Source organism: Staphylococcus sp. SUC_1.2, from assembly GCF_026222585.1.
In genome coordinates this window covers 1-18,000 of sequence record NZ_JANJPM010000013.1, presented here as the reverse complement: position 1 = coordinate 18,000, position 18,000 = coordinate 1, and the positions used below count along the sequence as shown (strand labels likewise).

The window sequence follows — 18,000 nt, the reverse complement described above, 5'->3', positions numbered from 1 at the left end:
TACCACTCAAGTTTTAATCCTTGTCCCCATTAAAAATTGAATTTCGCACTATAACATAATCGACAGTTGTTAATGATTTTAAATCTTTTCCACCTGCATATGAAATCGAGCTTTGTAAGTCTTGTTGCATTTCAACTAAAGTATCTTTTAATGATCCTTTATGTTCAACAAACATTTTTTTACCTTCAACATTCTTGTGTTCACCTTTTTGGAATTCAGATGCACTACCAAAATACTCTTTATAACGTTTGCCGTCTAATTCAACTGTTTCACCTGGCGATTCTTCGTGAGCCGCAAATAGAGATCCTATCATTACCATGCTTGCACCAAATCGAATTGATTTAGCAATATCGCCATGTGTTCTTAAGCCACCATCAGCGATTATAGGTTTACGCGCTGCTTTACTACAAATATTTAATGCTGCTAATTGCCAACCACCAGTGCCAAAACCAGTTTTTATTTTTGTGATACAAACTCTACCTGGTCCGATACCAACTTTAGTTGCATCTGCACCTGCATTTTCAAGTTCTCTAACACCTTCTGGCGTACCAACATTTCCAGCAATTACAAATGTTTTTGGAATATATTTTTTTATGTGTTTAATCATTTTAATAACTGAATCTGAATGACCATGAGCTATATCAATCGTAATATATTCAGGAACTAATTGTTTGTCAGCTAATTCTTCTATAAACTTAAATTCATTTGCTTTAACACCTACAGAAATAGAAGCAAACAATCCGTCTTTTTGCATTTTTTGAATAAATGGAATACGAGCTGCTTCGTCAAATCGATGCATAATATAAAAATAATCATTTTTTGCGAACCAATGAGCTAATTCTTCACTCATAACAGTTTGCATATTCGCTGGAACAACAGGTAATTTAAATGTTTTCGGTCCAAATTGGACAGTTGTATCACATTCTGAACGACTTTCAACTATACATTTATTTGGAATTAATTGAATATCTTCATAATCAAAAATTTTCATACTTTTTAGCCCCTATACAATCTTATTTATTAAGTAAAAACGAACGTTTAGTATATTAAATATAAAAATCATTCATTTTCTCACCCTTATATACTTTACAATTTTTTAATTGTCTTGTAAATGGACTAAAGTACTAGATTTGCATTTTACCAACTTGATTTTTTGACACCAGGTATTTGTCCTTTGTGTGCATGTTCTCTAAAAGCAATTCTAGACATTTCAAATTTTCTTAATACACCTCTTGGACGTCCTGTTACTTTACATCTTCGAGTTAAACGCGTTGGTGAAGAATCACGTGGCAACTTACGTAATGCTTCATAATCTCCTTTAGCTTTTAATTCTTTACGTAATTCATAATATTGATTAACTAATTTTTCTCTTTTCATTTCTTTAGCAATTTTAGATTTTTTTGCCATATATTTCACTCCTGTTTTTTAAATCGTAATTATTACGTTTTATATAATAACACATGATTTTAAATTTACAAGACTGATGACTTAATTTCATTTAAATAATTAAAAAAACCGAAGTATAAGATTATTATACTTCGGCAAGCTCTAAGTTTATCTTTAATGTCGTATTTAAAAGATAAGAGATTATTTAGTTTCACGGTGTAGCGTGTATTTATTTAATCTTGGGCAATATTTTTTCATTTCAATACGCTCAGGATTATTACGTTTATTTTTAGTAGTAATATAATTACGATCGCCACATTCTGTGCAAGCTAATGTTACATTAACGCGCATAATTAACATCCTTTCTCATTTAACTAGGAATACTTACGATTTAAAATTTTACCATATTAAAATGCTCTACGCAATCTAATTTTTTAGTACTATTAAAAATTCTCGTAAGTTTCGTCGTTAGTACCTTCTAAATCAACATCATTAATATCGATTTCTAATGCTTTGGCAACACCTTTACCATATTCTGGATCAGCTTTATAACAATGACGAATATGTCTATGTTTAACGTCTTCACTCACACCATCCATTGCATTTGCTGTGTTAGTAAAGATTCTTTCTTTAGCATCATCAGATTGTAAACGGAACAATTTACCAGGTTGTTCAAAGTAATTATCATCATCTTGTCTTTGATTGTACTCATAACCGTCTCCATCTACTGGGAATGCTGGTTTTTTATATTCAGGTTGTGATTGGTAAACACCTTTATTATTTGGATAATAATGAGGTCCACCACCTTGATTTCCATCAAGGAATCTCATTTGACCATCACGACTAAATGGACACATATTTTCAATGCCAACACCTTTAGGTTGGTTAACAGGAATTTGCCAATGATTGACACCTAATCTATAACGTTGCGCATCACCATATGAGAATAGACGTCCTTGTAACATTTTATCTGGTGAGAAATCTAGACCAGGAATAATGTTTGTTGGAGCAAAAGCAGCTTGTTCAACATCCATGAAATAATTCTCAGGATTTCTATTTAGCTCAAATTCACCCACTTCAATTAATGGGTAATCACCTTTATACCAAACTTTAGTTAAATCAAATGGATTATCTGGATGATTTTTAGCTTGTTCCTCTGTCATAACTTGAATGTACATTTTCCATTTTGGATAATCGCCATTTTCGATTGCATCGTATAAGTCACGTTGTGATGACTCTCTATCTTGACCTACAATTTCAGCCGCTTCATCATCTGTATAATTTTCAATGCCTTGTTGTGTTCTAAAATGATATTTAACCCAAACACGTTCACCCTCATCATTGTACATAGAATACGTATGTGAACCGAAGCCGTGCATATGACGGAAGTCTTTAGGCATACCTCTATCTGACATTAAAATTGTAACTTGGTGTAGTGCTTCCGGTACGCCAGTCCAGAAGTCCCAGTTATTTTGAGGGCTTCTCATATTTGTTCGTGGATCTCTTTTTACGGCACGGTTTAAGCTCACAAATAATTTTGGATCTCTAAAGAAGAATACAGGTGTGTTATTACCTACTAAATCCCAGTTACCGTCTTCAGTATAGAATTTAAGTGCAAATCCTCGGATATCTCTTTCTAAATCAGCAGCGCCACGTTCACCCGCAACTGTTGAGAAACGTGCAAACATTTCTGTTTGTTTTCCTACTTCTGAAAAGATTTTAGCATTTGTATATTTCGTAATATCATTTGTTACTGTAAACGTACCGAATGCACCTGAACCTTTCGCGTGCATACGTCGTTCTGGAATTACTTCACGATCAAAATGTGACATTTGTTCTAAGAAATATGCATCTTGCATTAACAACGGACCTCTAGGACCAGCTGTCATACTGTTTTCTCTATCTGAAACTGGGTGCCCAAACAAACCAGTTAATCTTTTATCATCTTTCGCCATAGTTAATTCCCCTTTCACTTATTTATAATAATTATAATGTAGAATCTACTAATAATAAACCCATAACCCCTATAATTAAAACATTTTTAATAACCTATAAAATTTCAGAAAATTTAAAATTTTTAAGCTGATTTGTTGAAAAGTTATTGAATACTGTCCTTAAAAGGATTAAAATGGTTTGTATATTTTAAATTTAGAATTAGGAGACATCATATGGAAGATAACAATATGAAAAGAGGTCTTAACTCAAGACACATATCTATGATTGCTATAGGTGGCGCAATTGGTACGGGGCTCTTTGTAGCAACAGGTAGTGTTGTTGCTCAAGCCGGTCCTGGTGGCGCTATATTAGCTTATTTATTAATTGGCATAATGCTTTACTTTTTAATGTCGTCAATTGGTGAATTGGCAACATTTTATCCTGTTTCAGGATCGTTCAGTTCATACGCAACGCGATTCGTAGACCCTTCTCTAGGTTTTACTATGGGATGGTTATACTACATCATGTGGGCATTAGTATCCAGTGTAGATGTTATGGTAGCTTCAAACGTTTTATATTATTGGGATATATTTAAATTCTTTAGTCCACTTACTTGGAGTTTAATCTTTATCACAATTGTATTTTTATTAAACATCTTCACGGTAAAAGCTTTTGGGGAAACTGAATTTTGGTTATCTTTAGTTAAAGTAGTAACTATTATTATATTTATTATTGTTGGTTTCTTGATGATCTTCGGTATATTAGGTAGCCATACTTACGGTTTTGAAAACTATACTAAAGGCGAGGCACCATTCGTAGGTGGTTTATCTGGTTTCTTAGGCGTTTTACTAGTAGCCGGATTCTCAGTTGGTGGTACTGAAGTTGTAGCAGTAACTGCTGGCGAATCTGATAATCCAGAAAAAACAATGCCTAAAGCTGTTAAACAAGTTTTTTGGAGAATTTTATTATTCTATGTATTATCAATTGGTGTTATTGCAGCTATCATTCCTTATACAGATCCATTATTATTAAATGAAAATGAATCAGTAACACAAAGCCCTTTCACAATTGTATTTGACAGAATTGGTGTTGCTTTTGCCGCTTCAGTTATTAACGCTGTTATATTGACATCATTATTATCTGCGACAAATTCAGGTGTTTACACCACTAGTAGAATGTTATTCTCTTTAAGTGATGAAAAACAAGCACCAAAGTTCTTAAGTAAGCTTAATGAAAAATCCAAATTACCTTTAAGAGCATTAGTTACAACATATATTCTAATCGTTGCAATTATCATTATTGCTAATTTTTATTCAAATGCTGTATTTAGTTTATTAAACATTATAGGTTCATTGGTAATCATTGTTTGGGCAGCTAGTTCATGGGCACAAGTGAGATTGCGTAAAGCTATTAAACGTCAAGGACAAGATATCAATCAACTTTTACCTTATAAATCACCATTGTACCCTCTTGGACCAATTTTAGTATTTGCAACTTTAATTTTCTTATACTTTGGTAATTCAATTGGAGATTTATTCGATGGTAATATAGGTAAATTTTTCGTTAACATCTTACCTATTATTATTTTAGGACTCATTTTCTTAGCTCATAAATTAATAAGAAAAACGAAGTTCGTTAAATTAAATGATATGGATATCACACCACATCATTATCATAAAGAAAATTAAATAATAAAATGCGAGCACTAAAAGTATAGTAAATCCTTTTTAGTGACTCGCATTTTTTTGTTTCAACATATTGATATTTTCGAAAAAACAGTTATCTAGTATAATAGTAGTAAAGATAATGACTTAGAGGTGAAAGCAAGATGGTTGGTCAAACAAACTTATTTGATGATGTCATTAAGAGTGAAGAACGTTTCGTTATAGTAGTACAATCTCTAGAAGAAAAAAATGGTCAATTACTAAAACGTACATTAAGAGAGTACCCTAGTCTTGAACATGACCAAATGGAAAATTTATTTACACATTTAAAAGATGTATTTAGTACGGAACCTTTCAGTGAAAACCAGTCTGCATTTACAATTACAGTGTATACAAATTTAGATTATGCTGCTGATCAAGTTTACGCTTATGTAAAGCGATCAAAAGGGAAGCACGAATGGACACATACTGCTAAATAATAAAAAAGGCATGAGATCGAATGGATCATTCATCATGGTAATTATGATGAAATAAACTACATTCGTATACTCATGCCTTATTTTGTATTACAAAAGTGTTTTTAAAGCTGCGGGAATACCATTAGAATCGTTATCTAAAGTTATTTTGTCTGCAATAGCCTTCAGTTCCTCATTTGCATTTCCCATCGCGATAGCACAACCCACTACTTCAAACATTGATTGATCATTTAAACTATCACCAAAACAAATTACTTCAGATAACGATACATTTAATTTTTCACATAATGCTTTAATCGCATTACCTTTTGAAACATCCTTTGCCATAAATTCTAAAAAGAATGGTTTACTTGTTGTTACATCAATTTCTGAATTAAAACTTCCATGCATATCATCACGTACTTTAGCAATATTTGTTGCGTAATCAACGCCCATCGCTTTTGGAACGCTATCGTTAATATAAGCTTTAATATCATTTACACGTTTCATAGGTAGCCCGGTAAGTTCTGATTCAATATCTCGATATTCATGATCACCATCATGGATAATATGACCATCTTGATATGTCAGGATTAAAAAGTTATGTTCACGACAAAAATCCACAATAAGGTCAAAATTCTTCTTAGATACACTTTGACTCACTTCTACTTCTTCTGTTGCTACTTTGATTGTTTTACCGCCGTTGTAACTGATGATATAACTATCATGAACATCTAATTGTAATTCTTTTGCAATTGGTAGCATACCTTCAGTTGGTCTTCCTGAAGCTAACACTACTTTATAGCCTTGGTTTTGAATATCTATCAAGTAATTTTTAGTTTCTTTACTTACTTTATTCTCACTATTAATTAAAGTATCGTCCATGTCCATAACGATCATTTTATAATTACTCATATCTGAAGTGTACTCCTTTCGAAATTTACTCGTTTATATTTTACAATAAATTTTATGAAGGATACACAATTTCTTCAACAACGCCAATTTCATTGATTGTTGCTAATTCTGAATGACATGTTGTAACGGCTTTTCTTAACGCTCTAACTAATTGACCACTCTTCTCCTTAGGACTCATTGTTAATATGGTAGGTCCTGCACCACTAATAACTGTCGCATATGCATCATATTGTTGAGCTATAGCTTTAACCTCTTTAAATTCAGATATTAAATGTTGGCGATATGGCTCATGGAAGCCATCCTGTGACATCATTTTCCCAGCAAGTCCATAATTATGTTGAATTAATGCACACAGCATCGTATTACTTATTGCACTACTTTGAACCGCGCGCTTATGAGAAAATTGATCAGGTAAAACATTACGAGAATCTTCAGTCTTTAATTCATATGGAGGTATAGTTAGAATTATATCAACATCTGGCACATCAATATGTGCTACATTCGTTTCTTTTGTATCTGGATTATAAAAGCCTGCTAATAAGCCACCATAAATTGTAGGTGCAACATTATCTGGATGACCTTCTATTTCTGTAGCTAATTGAAGTAATTCATATTTAGAAAGCTGAATATTGCCAAAATAATTTGCAATGTATAAAGCGCCTACCAATGCAGACGCCGATGAACCTAAACCTCTAGCTAATGGTATATCACTTCGCATTTCAACACTTAAACTAGGTAATTTTACATTATATTTAGATGCGACTTGCTGAGCCACTTTAAAAACATAATTGTCTTTGTTCTTAGGAAGTGAATCTAATTCAGAATTTAAATATGTAAATTCCCATTCTTCCTCTTCAATTCGTTTCACATAAAGATGTAAATATTTATCTATAGCCATACCTATCGAATCGAAACCAACGCCTAAATTAGCAGTAGACGCTGGTATCTTTAAGTGCAACTGTTCAGTCATTTTTACAAAGCTCCTTTAATGTAATCAATAATACTTGATCTATCGTTAGGAAGCGGTTGAATAGGGTTATCTAATATTGAAATAGCAGTATCAGGATCTTTTAATCCATTACCAGTTAAAATAGCTACTATTTTTTTGCCTTTAGGTAATTGTCCTGCTCGATGTAATTTAATCAGACCTGCAATTGAGGCGTTACTAGCTGGTTCGCTAAATACACCTTCTTTAGAAGTCATTAATTGATAAGCTTCTAAAATTTCTTCATCAGTAACGCTATCAATCAATCCATTAGATTCGTCTAACGCATTCGTAGCTTTTGTCCAACTAGCTGGATTACCAATTCGAATAGCTGTAGCAATTGTTTCAGGGTTTTTAATCACTTTATTTTGAACAATTGGTGACGCACCTTCTGCTTGGAAGCCAAATAATCGAGGTAATTGACTACCTTTTTTCTCATGGTATTCTTTAAAACCTTTCCAATAAGCAGTAATATTGCCTGCGTTTCCAACTGGAATTGCGAGTACGTCTGGAGCTTGTTCCAATTGTTCAACAATTTCAAATGCACCCGTTTTTTGTCCTTCAATACGATACGGATTCACTGAATTAACTAACTCAATTTCTTCATCATTTTCAGCAATTTCCTTAACAATTTCTAAAGCCTCATCAAAGTTTCCTTCAATAGAAACAATTTCAGCACCATACATAACAGCTTGCGATAATTTACCGAGTGCAATCTTACCCTCTGGAATAACTACAATTGCTTTTAATCCAGCTCGTGCAGCATATGCAGCTGCTGAAGCTGATGTATTACCAGTAGATGCACAGATAACAACTTTTTTCCCTTGTTCTTTTGCTTTAGTAACTGCCATGACCATACCTCTATCTTTAAAAGAACCTGTAGGATTTGCACCTTCATATTTTACATATAAATCAATATCCAACATCTTAGACAAGTTCTCACAATGAATTAATGGAGTATGTCCTTCATTTAATGTTAACTTAGGTGTGTCGCTGTTAACTGGTAAATATTCTTTAAACTCTTCAACTAAACCTTGCCATCTTTTCATAAACATTAAACCCCTTCAACTGGATAAATTTTCTCGATATTAAAATCAGCTTTACTTAAAACGTCCTCTGGTGACTGATCTAAACCTATAATAACTACACCATACGTTTGTTCATCACGTTGTTCAACTTGTAGTGATTTATGGAAAGGTAACGTTTCTTTCAATAATGATTTAAATTTTTCTTTTGATAAGTCACTATTAAGAACAATATAATAGTTTAACTTCTCTTGAATAGCTACGACATCTTCCGTATCCATAATTTCGCGAGTTGCATCGGTTTTCAATTCAAAATGAGGTGGTAATGTATGCGTATTTGATTCAAAGAATAATGCCACATTTAGTAAATCACTTACAACAGCACTTCCAGTAGCTAAGCTACCTGCACCTTTCCCATAGAACATTGTATCGCCCACTGCATCGCCTACGACATAGATTGCATTATATTCATCTTCAACTGTAGCTAGTTGATGGGATTTATGTATTAATGTTGGTTCAACTGATGCGTTTACTTTACTATTTTGATAAGTTCCCTTACCAATCAATTTAATTTTATAACCTAATTTGTCCGCGACATTGATATCAGATAAAGTTGTCTGACTTATACCACGAACTTTAACATCATTTAGTTTAATGACTTGGTTAAATGATAAATAAGAAGTGATAACAACTTTACGTGCTGCATCAATACCTTCTACGTCATCAGTCGGATCTGCCTCAGCAAAACCTAGCCTTTGCGCTTCATCAAGAGCATCTTCAAACGTTGTTTGTTCACGTGTCATTTTAGATAAGATGAAGTTAGATGTACCATTTAGTATTCCCATAAATTTAGAAATGTTATTAGCATTCAATCCATTATTAATAGCATTTACTATAGGGATACCACCAGCAACACTCGCTTCGAATTTCAACGCAAGTCCCTTTTCCTCAGCTAAATCTTCTAGTAGCTTCAAATGTACGGCTAATAAATCTTTGTTTGCAGTAATTACATGTTTACCGCTTTTCAAAGCATCTCTTAACCAATCAACAGTAGGTTCAATGCCCCCCATTACTTCAATGACGATATCGATAGAATCATCATTTAAAATTTCATTAACATCTTCAGTTAAATGATATCGACTAATATTTATAGGTCTTTTCTTAGATTTATCACGCACTAAAATATGCTTTATAACAATATCTTTGTTTAACGTATCTATAATTTGTTGTCGATTCTCTTCAATTATTTTAACTACACCCGATCCCACTGTTCCTAGACCAAGCAAAGCAATATTTAATTCTTTCATATTTTTATCTTCCCCCATTTGTATAACTGAGAAATACAATTGTTTTATTGAAATATACTTTATTTTAGTATACTATTAAACCATATTAAATTAATAGGACTTTTTAGCATAAAATGTAAATACTTAGCTTTATATTATCATGTGGTATCAGAAAATTAAATAGAATTTTCTGATTTTTTAGAAAGGTTGATTAGGTATATGAAAGTGGCAAAATTCGGCGGTAGTTCAGTTTCAAATGCAACACAAATCAAAAAAGTCCTAGATATCGTTAATAGCGATTCAGATCGTAAAATTATTATTGTTTCTGCACCAGGCAAAAGACACAAAGATGATGTTAAAACGACCGATCTTCTAGTTCGATTATATGAAAAAGTAATGAATAATCTTAATTATCAAGATAAAAAGAAAGAAATTATTCAACGTTATGCAGATATTTTACATGATCTTGATATGGATGATTCATTATTAAAAGTAATTGATGACACATTAGAAGAGATTATTTCAACTTTAAAAGATAAGCCTTTAAGATTATACGATGCAATTCTTTCTTGTGGTGAAAATTTTAATGCGCAATTAATTGCATCTTATAATGATTCGCAAGGTTTTAAAACGACATACCTTTCTCCAAAAGATGCAGGTATTCTAGTTACAGATTTACCGCAACAAGCTCAAATCTTGGAAGAAGCTTATGAGAAGATTAGTAAATTAAAAGATATTGAAGGTAAAATTATTATCCCAGGATTCTTTGGTGTTTCTAAAAATGATTATGTCGTTACGTTCCCAAGAGGTGGTTCTGACATTACAGGTGCAATCATTGCTAGAGGAATTAGAGCATCTTTATATGAAAACTTCACTGATGTATCAGGTATTTATAAGGCAAACCCTAATATAATTAACAATCCGGATCTTATTGAAGAAATTACGTATCGTGAAATGCGAGAACTTTCATATGCTGGGTTTAGCGTCTTCCATGATGAAGCATTGCAGCCACTCTATAAACACAGAATTCCAGTGGTTATTAAAAATACTAATCGCCCTCAAGATAAAGGTACATTTATACGCCATGATAGAGATGTAAGTGATAAAAATGTCATTATAGGTATAAGTTGTGATAAAGGATTTAGTGTTATTAATATTAAAAAATATCTAATGAATAGACAGGTCGGCTTCACACGTAAAATTCTTGAAATATTAGAAGATTACAATATTTCTTTCGACCATATGCCTTCAGGTATTGATAGTATTAGTATCATCCTTCGAACATATCAATTAAAAGGTAAAGAAAAAGATGTACTTAACGCTATACGTAAACGTTGCGATGTTGATGAATTAAGTATTGAACACGACTTAGCGATTTTAATGATTGTTGGTGAAGGAATGAATAAAGCAATCGGTACTGCTAACACTATTACCCATGCGTTAGCAGAGTCTAATATCAATTTGAAAATGATCAACCAAGGCTCGTCTGAAATATCAATGATGTTCGGTATTTCAATTGAAGATGCAGATAAGGCTGTTTTATCTACATATGAATATTGTTATCATGGCATTTGTTTGAAAAATCTAAATAAGCAAGCATAGTTAAAAAGCATCTAGTATTTAAGTAGTCATGTTTTGTACATTCCACTTAAATATTAGATGCTTCTTTATAATTTGTTATGAGCTAATGCCTCATTGATACGTTGCTCCCCTACGACAACTTTTAATATAACAAATTGATAATAACTTAATGAGTCTAACACCATTTTATAATTAGGTAATTGATGGTAATTTTGATTATCCAATAAGTCGTACATTAGCACGATTTCTGGTTTAATATAATCTACTCCCCATGTCAGCGAATGAAAATAAATACTATTCTTAGGAATTCTAATATTACTATCTAATCTAAATATCCACTCTTCATTTACGACATCATAAATAAAGATATTCATTAATAATTCTCCGTTAAAAGTAATATCTATGTGTGCAATTTCGGGTACACTTAATTGGTCTCGATTCATTAAATTATTATTTTTATCATAATAATTTAAATGATACGTGGACGAAATTACTTTTAATACTTCAACTAGTTGTTTACGCTCTACGCATATGTCGACTCTAGAAGGTAGAATAAAATTATCACTTAAAAATAGCTGCATTGCGACTTCCCCATGAAATTTGAATGAAGTACGACATTCATTTTTTAATATTTTAACTAGCTCTTCTACATGTTGTTGATGTTCCATATTACTACCTCCAAAGGAAACGCTTTCATACATTAATTATACATATCCTTATTTCTGATTTCAATTTACGAATTGTGAAGGATTGTAAATTTGATAATAAACAAAATAATAATATTGCTAAAATTAGGTAATATTTATTATTTTAATAATTTAACTTAATTTACATTTTGTTGAACTACGCAATTATAATAGATATAATTTATATGTTATTTCATATCGCTCACATTATTACTATTTATATAAAAGAGTGATATAAAATTAAAATTCGAACATAGGTGATGAATTATGACATTAACAATTATCTTAATTGTTATCATCGTTATACTTATTTTGGCGTTCATCTTAAATCAACGTTACATGCAAGATAGAGTTGATACAGAAGTGTACGCAAGAAATCAGATGGTAACTAAGAATGCGACGCTTAGCAATGAAAATTTAGAACTTAAAAATCAAATGCTTAGTTCTAATAATGATGTTAGTTCACATGCAAAGCGCAACGCAAAACACGTTTTAACTAGCATTCTTGATAAGTATAAAGACGAAGGCAAGTTAAAGTATTACGATATTATAACGACAAGTAATTTAGCTACGAAACACCCTTTCTTTGAGTACGCTAGAACATTTGATTATATTGTCGTTTCAGATGTTGGCTTAATCAATATTGACGTCAAAAACTGGAAACAAAAAACGTTCTACCATTTTGATGCACCGGTAGATGACGATATGCAGATTGATACAAGTGATGTTAATCAGATTGTCGGTCATTATGTAAGCAAACAATATCACAGTCAGTTTGATTCACCACGTAGTGAAATTTATACTTTCGTTGAAAAAATCCAAAACAATCGCGTAATTTATGAATTTTATGATCATGATCCGTATGAACAAGCGGCGATTAATTCTAAAGTTTTAAAAGATGGTATTGAAAATCATTTCAATCATAAAGTACAAAGCATCGGTGTCGTTTACTTTAGCGATGGTAGCGTAAATATCATTGAGGGATCTGAGGAAAGAGCTCAATATGTAGACACCGTTTCAACTAAATCATCACTTGAAGCGGTAATCAAAAATGCAATTGATTTATCTAAACACCCACTTTCTGAAGACCAAGTTAACAAAATCGTAAATAGCTTTAATAATTAATTCATTAAGTAAGCGATTGACAGTGAATCTACATACTGATACACGTGTCAATCGCTTATTTTTAACTCCATAAATTCACTTTATCTTTTTTAGCTTGTTGCTCATCTTTTTCAAAGAGAGAACGATATTTGCCATTCGGTGAGAAGTACTTTTCACGTGCTAATCCATTTTTAACTAATTCTTCGTTGTACATAATGTTCTCATCTAACCACACATAAGCAAGTGTCCGACCATATCTATCTTCTTTTTCTTTGTCATATTCTAAATATACATCTTTCCCATTTAAGTGTTGTTTACTATAATTAGATGCTTCTTTACCATATGGTTGAACTGGTGTGTTAGGTTTGACTGTTTCTGGAGTATCTATACCTATAAGTCTAACTTTAATTTCTTTCCCTTCGCTATTTGTTGCAACAAATGTATCACCATCTACGACTCGATCTACATGTACTTTTTCTTTGTCTTTAATGTTAGTACTGTTTGATGACTGTGAACCATTATTTTTAAAAGGCCCAGTGTGATTAATAAATTGAAAGGCTAATACGCCTACCACTAAAACAGCTAAAACTATGATACTTAATGATTTTTTCGAATTCAAAGATGTCACCTACGCTTTTAATTTCAATAATAAATATAATATATAAATTAAAATTAGTCGTCAATGACTTCTTATTTTAGTTAGACGATGATAGTATCTACTTTTATCGCAAAAAGTGAAAAAATTAGAGCTATCATGCTATAATAAATGCGTTAGGAGTGACATCAATGTCTGAGAAAAATGAAAATTTAGTGACAGTTATAGCCGTAATTATAGCCATAATCGTCGGTGTAATACTTCAAATTGTCTATAAGTTACCTATTATTGTTTCTGTCGTAGTAGCTGTATTATTAGGCGTCTTAGTAGGATTTATTGCTTATATCATTCAATCTATAATACGCAAAAGAAAGAACAAGTAGCTTGATATAAAACATTAAATGAAATTTTACTTGCAAAAATAATGGGAGTAAGACAAAGAATTCAAACTGAATTTTTTATCTTACTCCCAACTTTTTTTATATTTAAGGTTAACTTCTTAATATTGTGGTATTTATAAGAAACACCTTAAATGTATAAAATTAATTTTAAAAAATGATTAATTTATCACAATTTTAACTATCAAAAAGCCTCATCATTAAACAATTAGCGAGGTGTTATTATGGAAATTCTAGACGTAATTATAGATAATCACGGTCTAATTTATAAAGTACAAACACAAAATGGCCATGTATTCGAACATACTTTGGCGAAAGATACACCTCCAGATAAGGTTGCTCAAGTGTTAAGGTTATTAGCCACTCATGTTGACAATCTAGAAACTCAAAAAAGAGATAATTAATGAATTTACCAAGCCAAATCTCAAATTTTAAATTATAGTATTATATTTCACAAAAGTCAGGACATAAAGTGTTTTGGTTCTTGGAAACCATTCTCTTAAGAGCAAACTTATGTACTGACTCTTTTCTTCATATTTAACTACAACCATTAAATTTTATATCCAACCTTTTTCATTTGCTTTTTTCCATGCATCAAAACGATTCTCCGCTTCAAGTTTATCAATTATATTAGAAGTGTAATTTCTTACAGTACCGTTTGAAAGATAGAGTTTATCAGCGACTTCTTTATTACTTAATCCTTCTCCTATTTCACGTAACACGACTTGTTCTTTATGCGTTAATGGATTAGCCTCTTTAAACAAAGATGTCATTAAAGACGTACTATATTCTTTTTCGCCATTTAAAACTTTATGAATGGTTGCAACTAAATCATCTACCGATCGTTCTTTTAACACATAGGCATCAACATCGTTTGCAACAGCTCTTTCAAAATAACCAGGCCTTTTAAAAGTCGTGACAATAATCACTTTTGTATTAATTTTATTTTCTCTTAATTGCGATAATACTTCTAAACCCGTCATTCCTGGTATCTCAATATCTAAAATAGCAATGTCAGGCTGTTGACTATTAATAGATTGTAATGCGTCAATACCATTATCAAAATCATCTATCACTTTTAAATCGTCGTGAAATTCAATTAATTGTATCATTGCTTTACGCAACATATTTTGATCTTCTGCAATTACGATTGAAATCATTTTACACCTTCTCTCGGAATCATAATATCGATAGTCGTACCCTGTTTAGAAGTGATATTAACTGTCCCGCTCAATAACGCTACCCTATCGTTAATACTCTTTAATTTTACTTCGCTAGGTTGTTTCAGACCTATACCGTTGTCACTAATGATTAATTTAATACCATTGTCGTAACTTTCTATTTTCCCATTAATTTCAGAGGCTTCCGCGTGCTTAATTACATTGTTAACCGCTTCTCTAAGTATCATTGATAATATCGTCTGTTTAGTTGGGTTGAGGGAACTCGCACCTCTTATATTTTCAAAGTTAAAGTGAATATTTGCATCCTTTAAGAATTGTTCTATAGATTGAATTTCTTCTTCAAAAGTTTGAACTTTTAAATTTTCAATAATATGTCTTACTTTCTCTAATGTATCTTTCGAAATTTCGTTTATATTTAGTATTTCTTTCTTAGCTGCTATCGGATCTTTATCGATTAGTTTTGCAGCTAATTCTGATTTAACACTCAAACTTGCAAATACATGTCCTAACGTGTCATGTAAGTCTTGACCTATTCGATTACGTTCTTGTTCCGCAATCAAAATATTAATATATTTATTTTTTTCTTCAATTTGTTGACGATATTGTCTCTCTTTCATTATTTTAAAATTACCAAATAATATTGCTAAAATAACAATATAATAAATAATAATACTCACGACATAAAAGTGATTCGTTTGTATAATCGTTATGATGATACATGTAATCATTGAGCTTATTAATAACATAAACTCTATTGATTTTACTCCCCTTTTAAATAAAAATGGTATAGCAAATGCACTAAAGAAGAAAAATAAACTCAATGTTGGATTGTATGCATATACAAAGTAAATAATCGCTAGAAAATGAATAAAAAATAACATTAAATTGATACGATGGCTTAATGCTTCATGAAAAAGAATTAAACTAGCATATGCAAATGTAAAAATGATTACAATAAATAAATTTAATAAAAAGCTATCATCTTGCCATGTTAAATACAAACCATAATATGGAAATATTAAGTAAATTAAAGATGAAATCTCTCCCATTTTAGCTCCTAAACTACGCTTCATTTATTCCACCTCTTTGCTCTTATTAATTAATAATGCAATAATTAAGAAAATAATGCTATAAATACCTAAAATTATGAATGATTGTACATTAAAGCCATTACCTTTACCAAATTCAAGTGCCAAATGACGTAAATGATACGTTGGTGTTAGTTTAGCAATTGTTTGCATCCAATCAGGAAATGTACTAACAGGGAACCACAATCCACCAATAATGGCTAATACAATATTACATAGATTAGCTACGCTGCTTGCTTTCTGTGTTTCAGTAAATTGCGTAATGATTAAACCTAATGTCAAAAACATGCTAGCACCTAACCATAAAGAGACACCAGATAAAATCCATTCACTTACACTTAGATCTACCCCTTTATAGAAGTGTGCTACGCAGAATAAAAGCAATATTGAAGCTAAAAATAAAGTCATAGTTTTAATAATCTTAGCTAAATAATAATTTAACACTGTGATCGGTGTAGAAATTAATCTTTTATACCAACCACTGTTTCTTTCCTCGATTATTTCTAATGGAAATTGCATCAGGCAAAATCCCATTAAACTGAATACCGTCATACTATACATATACTCTTTGTAAAATACTTTTTTCGCATCTGCTGGCATATCAATTAATGATGTAAACAATAAATAGAATGCCAAAGGGAAGATGAAAGCCATAAATGATGATAATTTGCGTCGAAATAATAATTTATATTCAATATCAAGTAACGTTATAATGTTCGTCATAGTCTATTGCACCACTCTTTCTTCTTTTGAAAACATGAGTTCCAATAAAGATTTTTTATAAATTGTGATTTGATTTAAATCTACATTTATTTTAATTAGATTTGTAATAACTGCTTCAACATTTTCTGTTTGAATTTTTAAGTTACCATTCGTAATTTCTATATCATATGTTTCTGAAAGTATTTGATATTGTTCTTCCGTAAAGGTCATTATTTCAATAATTGAATTATTTTGACTAAATAAGATATTATGTGGTGTATCATTAATTTTGATACTTCCTTGTTCTAAATAGACAACTTTATCAGCCATTCTTTCGACTTCTTCAATATAATGAGAGGTGTAAAGTATAGTTATACCATCTTCTTTAAGTTGTTCAATTAGATTCCAAAAGTGTTCTCTTGTTTCAATATCCATTGATGTTGTTGGTTCATCTAATATTAAAAATTGAGGTTTGCCTATTAAAGTTAGAACAAAGTCTAGTAATCTCTTTTGACCTCCTGATAATTTATTAGCATATTGTTCCAATTGAAGATTAGAAAATTGAGTTAATTTTTGAAACTCATTAAATGTCATAGGATTGGTATATAATTGTTGATATAAATGATATAGTTCTTTTACTTTAATGAGCTTAGGTAAATTCGTAGTTTGAAATAATATGCCCATATTATGTGAGGATATTAAATTAAGTTTATCTTCGACTGTTCCACTATTCGCATGCTTATGACCAATAAGTATATCTATTAAAGTGGACTTTCCTGCACCATTTTTTCCGATTAATGCAGTACACTTTCCTTCCTCGATATCTAATGAGATATTATTCAAAACTGTCTTTTTACCAAACGATTTCTTTAATTGATTAATATATATCATAACGACCTCACATCCTTTTAATTTATATATCTACTTTATCTTTTAATCGAATTTAAAATTAGTTCAAATTGTCACGATTTTAATATGACATTTGTCATATTAACTACGACGAGGTAGCAAAAA

At 31.2% G+C, this 18,000-nt stretch carries 20 protein-coding genes; 6 read left to right on the top strand and 14 right to left on the bottom strand.

Features of this window, described 5'->3' with window-relative positions:
- Positions 1 to 13 precede the first annotated feature (13 nt).
- The 4 genes from guaC to NR218_RS06040 all read right to left on the bottom strand — a co-directional run bounded on the left by guaC (position 14) and on the right by NR218_RS06040 (position 3,341).
- On the bottom strand, positions 14 to 991 hold the full coding sequence (gene guaC / locus NR218_RS06055; protein ID WP_016931075.1) for a GMP reductase: 978 nt from the start codon (positions 989 to 991) through the stop codon (positions 14 to 16).
- Between the two features lie 146 nt (positions 992 to 1,137).
- On the bottom strand, positions 1,138 to 1,407 hold the full coding sequence (rpsN, locus tag NR218_RS06050; RefSeq protein WP_011275862.1) for a 30S ribosomal protein S14: 270 nt from the start codon (positions 1,405 to 1,407) through the stop codon (positions 1,138 to 1,140).
- Positions 1,408 to 1,587: 180 nt separating this feature from the next.
- On the bottom strand, positions 1,588 to 1,737 hold the full coding sequence (gene rpmG, locus NR218_RS06045; RefSeq protein ID WP_001265708.1) for a 50S ribosomal protein L33: 150 nt from the start codon (positions 1,735 to 1,737) through the stop codon (positions 1,588 to 1,590).
- Between the two features lie 92 nt (positions 1,738 to 1,829).
- Positions 1,830 to 3,341, bottom strand: a complete 1,512-nt coding sequence (locus NR218_RS06040; RefSeq protein ID WP_016931074.1) for a catalase — start codon at positions 3,339 to 3,341, stop codon at positions 1,830 to 1,832.
- 213 nt (positions 3,342 to 3,554) lie between these two features.
- Here NR218_RS06040 and NR218_RS06035 point away from each other — a divergent pair, with 213 nt between their 5' ends.
- Positions 3,555 to 5,009 carry an amino acid permease gene (locus NR218_RS06035; protein WP_033080038.1) on the top strand — a complete coding sequence of 485 codons (1,455 nt, stop codon included), beginning with the start codon at positions 3,555 to 3,557 and terminating at the stop codon, positions 5,007 to 5,009.
- Between the two features lie 140 nt (positions 5,010 to 5,149).
- Positions 5,150 to 5,464, top strand: a complete 315-nt coding sequence (locus NR218_RS06030) for a hypothetical protein (protein WP_011275865.1) — start codon at positions 5,150 to 5,152, stop codon at positions 5,462 to 5,464.
- A gap of 87 nt (positions 5,465 to 5,551) precedes the next feature.
- On the opposite strand, the gene NR218_RS06025 is transcribed toward NR218_RS06030, so the two are convergent.
- The 4 genes from NR218_RS06025 to NR218_RS06010 are packed head-to-tail and all read right to left on the bottom strand — an operon-like array spanning position 5,552 to position 9,672.
- Entirely contained in the window at positions 5,552 to 6,355 is an 804-nt protein-coding gene (locus NR218_RS06025; protein ID WP_011275866.1) for a Cof-type HAD-IIB family hydrolase, read from the bottom strand.
- Between the two features lie 52 nt (positions 6,356 to 6,407).
- A complete protein-coding gene (gene thrB, locus NR218_RS06020; protein ID WP_011275867.1) occupies positions 6,408 to 7,325 on the bottom strand; it encodes a homoserine kinase in 918 nt (305 codons plus the stop codon).
- 2 nt (positions 7,326 to 7,327) lie between these two features.
- Positions 7,328 to 8,389 carry a threonine synthase gene (gene thrC / locus NR218_RS06015; protein WP_265848434.1) on the bottom strand — a complete coding sequence of 354 codons (1,062 nt, stop codon included), beginning with the start codon at positions 8,387 to 8,389 and terminating at the stop codon, positions 7,328 to 7,330.
- 5 nt (positions 8,390 to 8,394) lie between these two features.
- On the bottom strand, positions 8,395 to 9,672 hold the full coding sequence (locus NR218_RS06010; protein WP_011275869.1) for a homoserine dehydrogenase: 1,278 nt from the start codon (positions 9,670 to 9,672) through the stop codon (positions 8,395 to 8,397).
- Between the two features lie 198 nt (positions 9,673 to 9,870).
- Here NR218_RS06010 and NR218_RS06005 point away from each other — a divergent pair, with 198 nt between their 5' ends.
- Positions 9,871 to 11,253: an aspartate kinase gene (locus NR218_RS06005; protein WP_011275870.1), complete on the top strand. Its 1,383-nt coding sequence runs from the start codon at positions 9,871 to 9,873 to the stop codon at positions 11,251 to 11,253.
- Between the two features lie 65 nt (positions 11,254 to 11,318).
- On the opposite strand, the gene NR218_RS06000 is transcribed toward NR218_RS06005, so the two are convergent.
- A complete protein-coding gene (locus NR218_RS06000) occupies positions 11,319 to 11,900 on the bottom strand; it encodes a hypothetical protein (protein WP_011275871.1) in 582 nt (193 codons plus the stop codon).
- 285 nt (positions 11,901 to 12,185) lie between these two features.
- Here NR218_RS06000 and NR218_RS05995 point away from each other — a divergent pair, with 285 nt between their 5' ends.
- Positions 12,186 to 13,043 (top strand): hypothetical protein, encoded by an 858-nt coding sequence (locus tag NR218_RS05995; protein WP_011275872.1) that lies wholly within the window; start codon positions 12,186 to 12,188, stop codon positions 13,041 to 13,043.
- A 61-nt stretch (positions 13,044 to 13,104) separates the two neighbouring features.
- Here NR218_RS05995 and nucI read toward each other — a convergent pair whose 3' ends face one another.
- A complete protein-coding gene (gene nucI / locus NR218_RS05990; protein ID WP_011275873.1) occupies positions 13,105 to 13,641 on the bottom strand; it encodes a thermonuclease NucI in 537 nt (178 codons plus the stop codon).
- Positions 13,642 to 13,808: 167 nt separating this feature from the next.
- On the opposite strand from nucI, the gene NR218_RS05985 reads away from it, so the two are divergent.
- Entirely contained in the window at positions 13,809 to 14,000 is a 192-nt protein-coding gene (locus NR218_RS05985; protein ID WP_011275874.1) for a hypothetical protein, read from the top strand.
- Positions 14,001 to 14,239: 239 nt separating this feature from the next.
- The gene (locus NR218_RS05980; RefSeq protein ID WP_011275875.1) at positions 14,240 to 14,419 is read left to right on the top strand and encodes a hypothetical protein; all 180 of its coding nucleotides are present in this window, start codon (positions 14,240 to 14,242) and stop codon (positions 14,417 to 14,419) included.
- 153 nt (positions 14,420 to 14,572) lie between these two features.
- On the opposite strand, the gene NR218_RS05975 is transcribed toward NR218_RS05980, so the two are convergent.
- From NR218_RS05975 to NR218_RS05960, 4 genes are read right to left on the bottom strand one after another with little or no spacing between them, the layout of a single operon-like run.
- Entirely contained in the window at positions 14,573 to 15,175 is a 603-nt protein-coding gene (locus NR218_RS05975; protein WP_011275876.1) for a response regulator transcription factor, read from the bottom strand.
- Positions 15,172 to 16,269, bottom strand: a complete 1,098-nt coding sequence (locus NR218_RS05970; protein ID WP_011275877.1) for a sensor histidine kinase — start codon at positions 16,267 to 16,269, stop codon at positions 15,172 to 15,174. Before NR218_RS05970 ends, NR218_RS05975 begins: the two co-directional genes overlap by 4 nt.
- Entirely contained in the window at positions 16,270 to 17,007 is a 738-nt protein-coding gene (locus NR218_RS05965; protein WP_011275878.1) for an ABC transporter permease, read from the bottom strand.
- 3 nt (positions 17,008 to 17,010) lie between these two features.
- Positions 17,011 to 17,877, bottom strand: coding sequence for an ABC transporter ATP-binding protein (locus tag NR218_RS05960; RefSeq protein ID WP_011275879.1), 867 nt, complete (start codon positions 17,875 to 17,877; stop codon positions 17,011 to 17,013).
- Between the last annotated feature and the right edge of the window lie 123 nt (positions 17,878 to 18,000).

What these genes read in the sequence shown, in the direction of transcription:
- NR218_RS05970 (WP_011275877.1), bottom strand. Translation starts at nt 16,269, where the DNA reads ATGAAGCGTAGTTTAGGAGCTAAAATGGGAGAGATTTCATCTTTAATT.
- NR218_RS05965 (WP_011275878.1), bottom strand. Translation starts at nt 17,007, where the DNA reads ATGACGAACATTATAACGTTACTTGATATTGAATATAAATTATTATTT.
- NR218_RS06010 (WP_011275869.1), bottom strand. Translation starts at nt 9,672, where the DNA reads ATGAAAGAATTAAATATTGCTTTGCTTGGTCTAGGAACAGTGGGATCG.
- NR218_RS06035 (WP_033080038.1), top strand. Translation starts at nt 3,555, where the DNA reads ATGGAAGATAACAATATGAAAAGAGGTCTTAACTCAAGACACATATCT.
- NR218_RS06025 (WP_011275866.1), bottom strand. Translation starts at nt 6,355, where the DNA reads ATGAGTAATTATAAAATGATCGTTATGGACATGGACGATACTTTAATT.
- NR218_RS05995 (WP_011275872.1), top strand. Translation starts at nt 12,186, where the DNA reads ATGACATTAACAATTATCTTAATTGTTATCATCGTTATACTTATTTTG.
- guaC (WP_016931075.1), bottom strand. Translation starts at nt 991, where the DNA reads ATGAAAATTTTTGATTATGAAGATATTCAATTAATTCCAAATAAATGT.
- rpmG (WP_001265708.1), bottom strand. Translation starts at nt 1,737, where the DNA reads ATGCGCGTTAATGTAACATTAGCTTGCACAGAATGTGGCGATCGTAAT.
- thrC (WP_265848434.1), bottom strand. Translation starts at nt 8,389, where the DNA reads ATGAAAAGATGGCAAGGTTTAGTTGAAGAGTTTAAAGAATATTTACCA.
- NR218_RS06000 (WP_011275871.1), bottom strand. Translation starts at nt 11,900, where the DNA reads ATGGAACATCAACAACATGTAGAAGAGCTAGTTAAAATATTAAAAAAT.
- rpsN (WP_011275862.1), bottom strand. Translation starts at nt 1,407, where the DNA reads ATGGCAAAAAAATCTAAAATTGCTAAAGAAATGAAAAGAGAAAAATTA.
- thrB (WP_011275867.1), bottom strand. Translation starts at nt 7,325, where the DNA reads ATGACTGAACAGTTGCACTTAAAGATACCAGCGTCTACTGCTAATTTA.
- NR218_RS06030 (WP_011275865.1), top strand. Translation starts at nt 5,150, where the DNA reads ATGGTTGGTCAAACAAACTTATTTGATGATGTCATTAAGAGTGAAGAA.
- NR218_RS06040 (WP_016931074.1), bottom strand. Translation starts at nt 3,341, where the DNA reads ATGGCGAAAGATGATAAAAGATTAACTGGTTTGTTTGGGCACCCAGTT.
- NR218_RS05985 (WP_011275874.1), top strand. Translation starts at nt 13,809, where the DNA reads ATGTCTGAGAAAAATGAAAATTTAGTGACAGTTATAGCCGTAATTATA.
- NR218_RS06005 (WP_011275870.1), top strand. Translation starts at nt 9,871, where the DNA reads ATGAAAGTGGCAAAATTCGGCGGTAGTTCAGTTTCAAATGCAACACAA.
- NR218_RS05960 (WP_011275879.1), bottom strand. Translation starts at nt 17,877, where the DNA reads ATGATATATATTAATCAATTAAAGAAATCGTTTGGTAAAAAGACAGTT.
- NR218_RS05980 (WP_011275875.1), top strand. Translation starts at nt 14,240, where the DNA reads ATGGAAATTCTAGACGTAATTATAGATAATCACGGTCTAATTTATAAA.
- NR218_RS05975 (WP_011275876.1), bottom strand. Translation starts at nt 15,175, where the DNA reads ATGATTTCAATCGTAATTGCAGAAGATCAAAATATGTTGCGTAAAGCA.